Here is a 9918-nt window from a genome sequence, read left to right on the forward strand (position 1 = left end):
CGATGGCTGACGACCATGTCTTTTTCATTCCTAGACGTATTCGGCTTTCAATTTGCGAAAGAAATAGTACGTTACCTCAATGGTTCGAGCCTACCAAGAACTCGGCGAACCGTCTAGGAAAAATGCCCACATGAGGAAAAGTTACCGGAGCTAGAAGAAGATGCGTCAGACGACTCGGAACGCTAGCGCACAGGACACGGAAGCCCGCTTATCTGGGGATTCACACATTCGCAAGACAAAGGAGACTGCAACCCGCCAACGATGCAAGGTATCACGGTCATTCCGACAACTCTCCAGCGGACACAATCTTCCCTAGCCCGCAAGGTTCGCCCGACAGCTTTCGGCGCAACGGACAAGGGTTCTGCAAGATGGCGGCGTCATACTCGTATCAGGCGATGAGGCGGCTGGATTTAAGCGGGCCGTGTCATGGGAGACGCTCCTGACCTGCTGCTTCACTCCCCATCGCCTCTCCTCCCTTTGGAACGGGCGGGCTCCTCGCAAACTCAGGGCCTGCCCGCCACAAGCGAGCCGGCCGTCACGAAGTGCAGAGCGACTCTGCACTTCCGCACATACAGACCGCTGCGAAACGCAGACTACTCCGTGCTCCCACGCACGCCGACACCCCCGATCCGCACCGCGCGATCGCCAAACCATCCCGCAAAGAACGCACCAGGAGGCGCAAATGCGAACACCAAGCCGAAGCGCTTCACCGCAGCAAACAGCGAACCGCCCCGAAGGACGGCTCGCTGCAATCATCTTATGGACCTGCTTATGCCTTCGATGCCTGGTAAGCCTCGACCAGCTTCTTCGTCACGTCGGCGGGCGCAGGGTCGTAGCCCTCCAGCTCGATGTAGTAGCTGCCGGAACCGCGCGTCATAGCGCGCAGGTCCTTGGTGTAGCTGATGACCTCGGCATACGGCACGCGCACCATGATGACCGTCTCGCCCTCGTCGGTGGAGTCGGTGCCCACGATACGTCCGCGGCGCGTGGCGATGTCGCCCATAACGGTGCCGGCATATTCCTCGGTCACCACGATATCCATGGTCGCCATGGGCTCGAGCAGAATGGCACCAGCCTGCTCGCACGCCGCCCGGAAGCCGATGCGCGCGGCGGTCTTGAACGCCATCTCGTTGGAGTCGACCGAATGGTACGAGCCGTCGAACACGGCGCACTTGATGTCGACCATGGGATACCCCGCCAAGAAGCCCTCGGCCATCGCCTCCTGAACGCCCTTGTCAACAGCAGGAATCAAACCGCCGGGGATGGCGCCGCCCTTGACCTCGTCAAAGAATTCATAGCCCTCGCCAGGGTTAGGGCTGATGCGCAGCCAGCAGTCGCCGAACTGGCCTGCGCCGCCGGTCTGCTTCTTATGACGTCCCTGCGCCTCGGCGGTCTTCGTGATGGTCTCGCGATACGGGATGCGCACGGGAACCAGACGCGCCTCCACCTTCGCCTGCTCCTTCATGCGCGCAAGCAGCGTTTCCACCTGAGCTTCGCCCATTGCCGTGACGATGGTCTGGTGCGTCTGCTCATTGCGGGCAACGCGCAGCGTGGGGTCGTTCTCAACCGCGCGCGCAAGGAAGGTGCCGACCTTGTCCTCTTCCTTCTTGTTGGCAGCCTCGATGGCGACAGGATATTGCGGTACGGGCAGCGGCAGCGGATCGATGGACATCGTGCCCGATTGCGACAGCGTGTCGCCGGCACGCGTGTCGGTGAGCTTGGGAACCACGATGATGTCGCCGGCCTTCGCCGACTTCACATCCGTGGCCTCCTTGCCCATCATCACATACAGATGGCCCAAGCGATCCTTCTTGCCCGTGCGCGCGTTGATGAGCTCCATGCTGGGCGTGAGCACACCGCTGATCAGCTTCAAGTAGCTCAAGCGTCCCACGAACGGGTCGGCAACGGTCTTGAAGACGAACGCCGCCGGCTCGCCATCCTCGTCCACGAACGTCTCCTCGCCGTTGGCAAGACGGAAGGCGCCGTGGTGGCGCGGGTGCGGGAAGTAGGTGCATATATCCTTCATCACGCAGCGGATGCCCTGCTCGATGATGGTGGAGCCCACGTACACGGGAATGAACAGCTCCTGCGCGATGGCCTTATCGAGCAGGCTCTCGAGCTCTTCCTGCGTCAGCTGCTCGGAGCCGTCCAGGTACTTCATCATCAGGTCGTCATCGGCCTCGGCCACCAGGTCGCACAGGCGGTCGCGCGCGACCTGCGCCGCCTCGGCGTACTCGGCCGGGATGTCCTCGATGCGGTCGTCGGTGGTACCGTCCTGGTCGAAGTAGCGGGCCTTCATGCGCAGCACATCGATAACGCCCTTGAAGTCCTCGGCAACGCCGATGGGAATGGTGACCGGGCCCAAGCGGCTTCCGAAGCGCGCGTGCAGCTGCGCCATGATGGTGTCGAAGTTCGCATGCTCGCGGTCGATGTGGTTGATGAACACGGCGCGCGACAGGCGCATGCCCTCGGCTTCACGCCACAGCTTCGTGGTCATGACCTGGGGACCTGCGACGGCATCGATGACGAACAGCGCCATTTCGGCAGCCTGCATGGTGGCAAGCGTGTCGCCGATGAAGTCGGGATGGCCCGAGGTGTCAAGCAGGTTGATCTTGTAATCATGGTACGGAATGGGCGCGACGGAAGTGCCCAGAGTGAACTTGCGGCGAATCTCTTCCTGGTCGTAGTCAAGGTAGGATTTGCCGTCGTGGGTGGTGCCCATGCGCGGCGTGCGGCCTGAAACGTGCAGCATAGCCTCGGCGAGCGAGGTTTTGCCGGCGCCGTCTTGGCCCACCAGCACGATGTTTCGGACATGTTCGGTAGCAGGAGCTGCCATACGATCACCTTCCCCTTATAAAGGCGTCGCGCCCGATTCGCCAACTCGATTCAAGCGCGGGACGCAGTCGAACCAAACGGTCGGAACACTATCGATAGTGTAGCGCAAAACCCAGCGTGAACCGGCAAAACGCCTGATGATGGATACGCCCCGGGGCGTTGCAGAGAGGCATCCATCGACGGGCAGAGGCGCCGCATGGGAAAACCGAGGCGCTTCGAGGGCATTATGGGAAAGGCGGGTCGGAGACGAGCGCGAGCGCTAAGGAGAAAGCGAACGGGAAACCAAGGCGCTACCGGAAGATCAAACCATAACTAGGCGAAATGAGACATGTGGCGAACTCGTTACGCGTTGGTGACAGCGTCGGCATGCGCGAGCCCGCGGCACCCGCGGCGCGATACCCTACGGATAGCGGAACGCGGCTGCTAGGCCCGTCCCGCACAAGGTTTACCACGCGCCGCCCATGCGGCGCTACGCATAAGGAGCAGCTCATGGCGTTCCCGAAACATCCCATCATCGACGTGAACCCGGTCGACGCGGCGCGCGGCGCTGCCGCTGCCGCCCAAACAGCAGCGGAATCCTTCACGCCGCCCTCGTTCGGCAAACGCGTCGGGAAGGTGGACAACCAGCCGCTGCATACCACGTTCGTCGACGGCCGCGGCAACCCCGTTCGCAATCAAGGAGATGCCGCCGCTGCCGCTTCGCGTCTAACGGGCGCAGCCCAAACCGTGGCAGGCGCCGCCGTCATGGCAGTCGGCGTTCCCATGCTCATACTGCCCGGACCTGGCGTGCTCACCATCGGCGCAGGCGCCGCCATAGCCGCCGGCGGCATCAAGAAGATCCGCAACGGGAAATAGCGCAAGGACAATGGCGGTTGTTCGCCGTTCTCGAGCCTTTCGCGCTCATCACCAGAATCCTCCGAGCCCAACAGCCCGCATATCGTCTCATGCGATGCGCGGGCTTTTCGCGTCGCACGATCCCCGCCCCGCAAGCCGCACGAACTCCGCTCAACGGCTTCGCAACGCGAAGGCAACGCTCGGGGTTTCCCCATTGCAAGCTGCTGCCGCAGGCGTACCATTCCTTTTCCGCAGGGGCAAAACGCCCCGAAGGAGCAAGCGCAGGCGCAAACCCACGCGCCAATGTTGAACGGAGGCACATATGTGCACGGCGATTCGATTCACCGACCCTGACGGAAACCTGTATTTCGGCCGCAACCTGGACTGGGCGTACGGCTATGGCGAGACCATCACGTTCACGCCGCGCAACCATCCTGCGAACACGGGGCATCGCGCGGTGCTGGGCATGGCCATCGCCTCGGAAGGGTATCCGCTGTACTTTGACTGCGCCAACGAGAACGGCCTGGCCATCGCCGGCCTGAACTTCCCCGGCTACGCATACTTCCCCGACGACGTCCGCCCGGGAACCACGGCCGTCGCTCCATACGAATTCCCCTTGTGGGTCACCTCGAACTTCGACAAGGTCGACGACGTCGAGGCGGCGCTGGCCAACATCACGCTGGTGAACAAGGGCTTCGGCGACTTCCCCATCAGCATGCTGCACTGGATCATCGCCGACGCCAGCGGCTGCATCGTGGTGGAGTCGACCGCCGAGGGCCTGCAGGTGATGCGCGACCCCGCCGACGTGCTGGCCAATCAGCCGGGCCTTGCGTGGCACCTGGAAAACCTGCGCAGCTACATGAACGTGACCCCTAGCGCGCCTAGCTCCGTGACGTGGGCGAACGCAACGCTGACGCCCTACGGCGCCGGCGCGGGCATGCGCGGGCTGCCTGGCGACGTGTACTCGCCCTCGCGTTTCGTGCGCGCCGCTTACCTGAACGCACATCATGCGCCGAAAGATACCGAGAGCGGCAACGTTGCGCGCGTCTTCCGCACGCTCGGCGGCGTGGCAATGGTGGAGGGAAGCGCGCAGATGAACGACGGCGCGAACGAATTCACTGTGTTCACCAGCGCCTATTCCGCTCGCGAGAGTCGCTACTACTTCAACACCTACGAGAACCCCGCCTACACCACCGCCGCATTCAAGGACTTCAACCTCGACGCCACCGAAGTCCAACAGCTGCAGTAGCCACGCCCACCCGCCCGAAGCACCTCAAAATGCATAAAGCGGGGTTTGCTTGACAATATGCCGCATATGTCACGTCGCAGGTGCTAATTGGCCGTTGCGTTGACGCGTTGTGCTATCATCCCTTCAGGACGAGTGGCGCTTCCAGACATCTGGGAGCACAATAAGAAAGAAGGAATCATGGCAGAAGAGTGCTCGCACGAGTGCGGCAGCTGCGGTGTTTCGGGATGCGGCGAGCGCACCGCCGCCGGCCCCACCAAGCTTGAGACGAACAAGCGCAGCAACGTCAAGCACGTCATCGGCGTTGTCTCCGGCAAGGGCGGCGTCGGCAAATCCCTGGTCACCAGCCTGCTTGCCAGCGAAATGAACAAGCGCGGCAACAAGGTGGGCATCTTGGACGCCGACATCACCGGCCCCTCCATCCCGAAGACCTTCGGCATCACCAACCCGCTGACCGCCGACGCCGACGGCATCCTGCCCGGCCAAACCAAAACGGGTATCAAGGTCATGTCCACCAACCTCATGCTTCCCAAGGGCGACCTGCCGGTGGCATGGCGCGGCCCGGTCGTGTCCAACGCCATCCGCCAATTCTGGAGCGAGACGAACTGGGGCGACATCGACTACCTGTTCGTCGACATGCCTCCGGGAACCTCCGACGTGCTGCTCACCGTGTTCCAGTCGCTGCCCGTCGACGGCATCGTCACCGTATCTGCGCCGCAGGAGCTGGTGGCCATGATCGTGGGCAAGGCGGTCAACCTTGCGCATGACATGGACGTCGAGGTGCTGGGCCTGGTGGAGAACATGGCCTACTTCAAGTGCGACGACTGCGGCAAGGAGCACCACATCTTCGGCGAGCCTCAGGGCGCCGAGGTTGCCGAGCGCTACAACATCCCCGCCTACACCACCCTGCCCATCGACCCGAAGTTCGCGCGCCTGTGCGACGAAGGCAAGGTCGAGGACTACGACGTGGAAGGCAAGCTGGACGTCATCATCGACAAAATCGTCGAAGCCGGCGAAAAGCAGGAAGAGGAAGCAGCCGAATAACGGCTACTCCGCCACAAGCCTTTAAATTGCGAAAGCCTGCGAACCCTTTGGGGTTCGCAGGCTTTCTTCATACATGAACAGGGGACGGAGGTGCGTTCACGCGCGACAAACGCATTGCTTGACTGCAAGGCAACTCTTCGCAAAACCATACACTGACCTGGGGATAAGCTTCCTGCATATCGTTCCATATTCGGTGCAGGCCGGTGACCGGTTTCAGTAACCAATACTCTTCCAGCAACCGGTCACATTCGGTGACCGCAAAATAATTTCCCGCCGTTTGCAAAATTCTATCTTGACGCTAGGCAAAAGTTGCGGCATTCTCACAACCAGTTTCAACAAACCGTTGAGGCGGAAGTCAAGGCAGTTGTGCACGCACAGAGAACCCGCGTTGCTGAGAGTCGGGTCGGACGCAGATTGCTAAATGGGCCGCTGAGGGCATGGTGAACGGCGGCGCGATTGCATCGCGCGCTCAGTATCCGTGACGTGAGGGCATACGTTAGTTGCCGGAAGCGTGAAGGCGCTTCGCAAAGTGCTCGGCCGCAAAGCCGGGAATCAAGGTGGCACCGCGGGCAAAAGTTGCAAGCCCGTCCTTGGTAGACGTTGTCGTTTGCCGGGACGGGCTTTTTCATTGCCCGATTCGGCACCGGTCGCCAGGCCGGACAAGCCTTCAAGGAGGTGCCCAATGTTCCCAACGCTTGAGGCGGTGCAAACTTATGCGCGAACCGGAGCGTATCGCCGCGTGCCCGTATGCAAGGAGCTATTAGCGGACCGGTTCACGCCGGTGGAGGCGCTGCGCACGCTGCGCTCGGCAAGCTGCCACTGCTTTTTGCTCGAAAGCGCCGAGCAGGGGCGCACCTGGGGGCGCTATTCGTTCCTTGGCTGCAACCCTACCATGGAGCTGACCTGCACAAATGGCTTGCTCAACATCCGCGAAGGAGCAGAGGACGAACCTATGCGCACCGTCGAGCGGCACGTCGAGCATCCCGGTGACGCCATCCGCGACGTGCTGGCCCGCTTCGCCAGCCCCGCCGTGCCGGGCATGCCGCCTTTCGCCGGCGGCCTTGTCGGATACTTCGCTTACGACTACATCAAGTACGCCGAGCCGCGCCTGCGCGAGAACCAGCTGGCCGACCGCGACTTCCGCGATGTCGACCTGATGCTGTTCGACCAGGTCATCGTGTTCGACAACCTTGAGCAGAAGCTCAAGATCATCGCCGGCGCGGACCTTTCCGACCCCGAAGGCGTCGAAGCCGCGTACGCAAAGGCGGAGAACGCCTGCGACCGGATAGTCGACCTGCTGACCAGCGGCTCACGTGCCTACTTCCCCGCCCTCTCGCTGCAAACCGAGCTTACGCCCCGCTTCTCGCAAGCGCAATTCACCGACATGGTCGAGCGCGCGAAGCACTATATCCACGAGGGAGACATCTTCCAGGTGGTGCTGTCGAACCCCTTGTCGGCACCCGCCCGCGGCAGCCTGCTCGACGTGTACCGCGTGCTGCGCGCAACGAACCCCTCCCCGTACATGTTCTTCTTCTCAAGCGACGACATCGAGCTTGCCGGCGCATCCCCCGAAACGCTGACGCGCCTGGAGAAGGGCTGCGTGAAAACGTTTCCCCTGGCCGGAACGCGGCCGCGCGGCGCAACCGCCCAAGAAGACGAAGCGCTCGAAGCGGGCCTTCTTGCCGACGAAAAAGAGCTCGCCGAGCACAATATGCTTGTTGACCTGGGAAGAAACGACCTGGGTCGCGTATGCGAACTGGGGAGCGTGCATGTCGAGCGGTACCTGCACGTGCATCGCTTCTCGCACGTCATGCACATCGGCTCGGAGGTTTCCGGCATGCTTGCGGAGGGCAAAGACGCCGTTGACGCCATCGATGCCATCCTGCCTGCCGGCACGCTTTCCGGCGCCCCGAAGCTTCGTGCGGCCGAGATCATCCAGGAGCTCGAAGGGACCAAGCGCGGCATCTACGGCGGCGCGATCGGGTACCTGGATTTCACCGGGAACATGGACACGTGCATCTCCATTCGCCTGGCGTACAAGAAAGACGGCCGCGTGTGCGTGCAATCGGGAGCCGGCATCGTGGCCGACAGCGTCCCCGAAACCGAGTATGCGGAATGCCGCAACAAGGCGCGCGCGGTGGTGCACGCCATCGAGCTTGCGCAAGGAGGCCTGCGATGATCCTGCTCATCGACAACTACGACAGCTTCGTATACAACCTCTATCAGCTTGTCGGCGGCATGCGACCCGATATCATCGTCATGCGAAACGACGCGCTCACCTGCGACGATATCGAAGCGCTTGCCCCTGATGCCATCATCTTGTCGCCGGGTCCGGGGCGTCCCTCCGATGCCGGCGTGTGCATCCCCGCCATCAAGCGCTTCGCCGGGCGCATCCCCATGCTGGGCGTATGCCTGGGCCATCAAGCTATCTGCGAAGCGTTCGGCGGCACCGTCGGATATGCAAAGGAGCTCATGCACGGAAAGGTGTCCACCGTCGAGTGCACGCGGGAAAGCGCCCTGTTCAGCGGCCTGCCCGACACTTTTCCCGTTGCCCGCTACCACTCGCTTGCAGCCAATGGGCGCACGCTGCCGAAGCACCTGCGCGTCACCGCCGAAACGGCCGATGGCGAAGTCATGGCGGTCGAAGACGCCGATCAACGCGTATTCGGCGTGCAATTCCATCCCGAAAGCATCATGACGCCCGATGGGGCCGCGATCGTGGCGAACTTCCTGTCCCTGGTGCCGAACGGGAAGGCGGGCGCCAACGAATGCCCGATTGGGAAAGCGAACGCAAGCTCGCACGCGAACGCGAGTGCGCCATGCTGACGCCAACCATGTCCACTCGACCTTCGGAGCGGGGAGTCAAACGATGGCGCAACGGCTCGCGTATTCACCATTTCCCCAGTTCACACCCTTATCCGAAAGGAACATCATGATCACCGAAGCCATTCAGAAGCTCGTCGACAAGCAAGACCTTTCCTACCAAGAAGCCTACGACACCATCTGCGAGATCATGTCCGGGCAGACCACGGCGGTCCAGACGGCGGCCTTCCTTGCCGCGCTGTCCACGAAGAGCACGAAAGCCGAGACCATCGACGAGATCGCCGGTTGCGCCACGGCCATGCGCACGTTCGCGACGCCGGCCGATTATCCAAACCCCGTGCTCGAGATCGTGGGAACGGGCGGCGACAAGGCGCACAGCTTCAACATCTCCACCACGGCTTCGATCATCATCGCAGCCAGCGGCGCAAAAGTGGCGAAGCACGGGAACCGCGCGGCATCGTCGAGCTCCGGCGCGGCCGACTGTCTGGAAGCGCTCGGCGTCAACATAGAGCAGGACCCCGAGCTGTGCTGCAAGCTGCTTGACGAGGTCGGCATCTGCTTCCTGTTCGCGCAAAAGTACCACGCGGCGATGAAGCACGTCGGCCCGATCCGCAAGGAGCTGGGCATTCGCACCGTGTTCAACATCCTAGGGCCGCTGACGAACCCCGCAAACCCCCGCTATATGGTGCTCGGCGTTTACGACGGCGCGCTGGTGGAGCCGCTGGCTCGCGTGCTCGTGAGCCTGGGCGTGCAGCACGGCATGGTGGTGTACGGGGAGTGCGTGCTCGACGAGCTGTCCTGCGCCGGACCCACCAAGGTATGCGAATTCGGCGGCGGCGACTTCCACGCGCCGGCCTTCCGCACCTACGAGCTGACGCCGGAGCAGTTCGACATGCCCCGCTGCACACGCGACGACCTGCGCGGCGGCTCTCGCGAGGGAAACGCCCAGATCACGCGCGATATCCTAAACGGGAAGGAGCACGGATGCCGGCGCGATACCGTGGTGCTCAACGCTGCTGCCGGTATGTACGTGGCGGGCACGGCTCCTTCGCTGCGCGATGGCGTCGAGCTTGCGAACGAGCTGATCGACTCCGGAGCCGCCGCCGCAACGCTCGAGGCATACGCGAAGGCCAGCA

7 protein-coding genes are annotated in these 9918 nt (G+C 62.6%); 6 read left to right on the forward strand and 1 reads right to left on the reverse strand.

All coding sequences use genetic code 11. The annotated features are described in order from the left end of the window. Positions 1–769 precede the first annotated feature (769 nt). On the reverse strand, positions 770–2836 hold the full coding sequence (locus Q0H50_RS06400) for a translation factor GTPase family protein (RefSeq protein ID WP_294420647.1): 2067 nt from the start codon (positions 2834–2836) through the stop codon (positions 770–772). Between the two features lie 488 nt (positions 2837–3324). Here Q0H50_RS06400 and Q0H50_RS06405 point away from each other — a divergent pair, with 488 nt between their 5' ends. From Q0H50_RS06405 to trpD, 6 genes are all read left to right on the forward strand, one after another. Then, a complete protein-coding gene (locus Q0H50_RS06405) occupies positions 3325–3690 on the forward strand; it encodes a hypothetical protein (RefSeq protein ID WP_294420650.1) in 366 nt (121 codons plus the stop codon). A 301-nt stretch (positions 3691–3991) separates the two neighbouring features. Further along, a complete protein-coding gene (gene bsh / locus Q0H50_RS06410) occupies positions 3992–4918 on the forward strand; it encodes a choloylglycine hydrolase (protein WP_294420651.1) in 927 nt (308 codons plus the stop codon). 177 nt (positions 4919–5095) lie between these two features. Beyond that, positions 5096–5959, forward strand: coding sequence for an Mrp/NBP35 family ATP-binding protein (locus Q0H50_RS06415; RefSeq protein ID WP_294420652.1), 864 nt, complete (start codon positions 5096–5098; stop codon positions 5957–5959). A gap of 682 nt (positions 5960–6641) precedes the next feature. Next, positions 6642–8138 (forward strand): anthranilate synthase component I family protein, encoded by a 1497-nt coding sequence (locus Q0H50_RS06420; protein ID WP_294420653.1) that lies wholly within the window; start codon positions 6642–6644, stop codon positions 8136–8138. After that, a complete protein-coding gene (locus Q0H50_RS06425) occupies positions 8135–8785 on the forward strand; it encodes an aminodeoxychorismate/anthranilate synthase component II (protein ID WP_294420655.1) in 651 nt (216 codons plus the stop codon). Before Q0H50_RS06420 ends, Q0H50_RS06425 begins: the two co-directional genes overlap by 4 nt. A gap of 106 nt (positions 8786–8891) precedes the next feature. Further along, a partial coding sequence (gene trpD / locus Q0H50_RS06430; protein ID WP_294420656.1) for an anthranilate phosphoribosyltransferase occupies positions 8892–9918 on the forward strand: 1027 nt, incomplete at its 3' end.

Origin of the sequence: uncultured Senegalimassilia sp. (genome assembly GCF_934632265.1) — a bacterium.
In the GTDB taxonomy this organism is placed as follows: Bacteria; Actinomycetota; Coriobacteriia; order Coriobacteriales; family Eggerthellaceae; genus Senegalimassilia.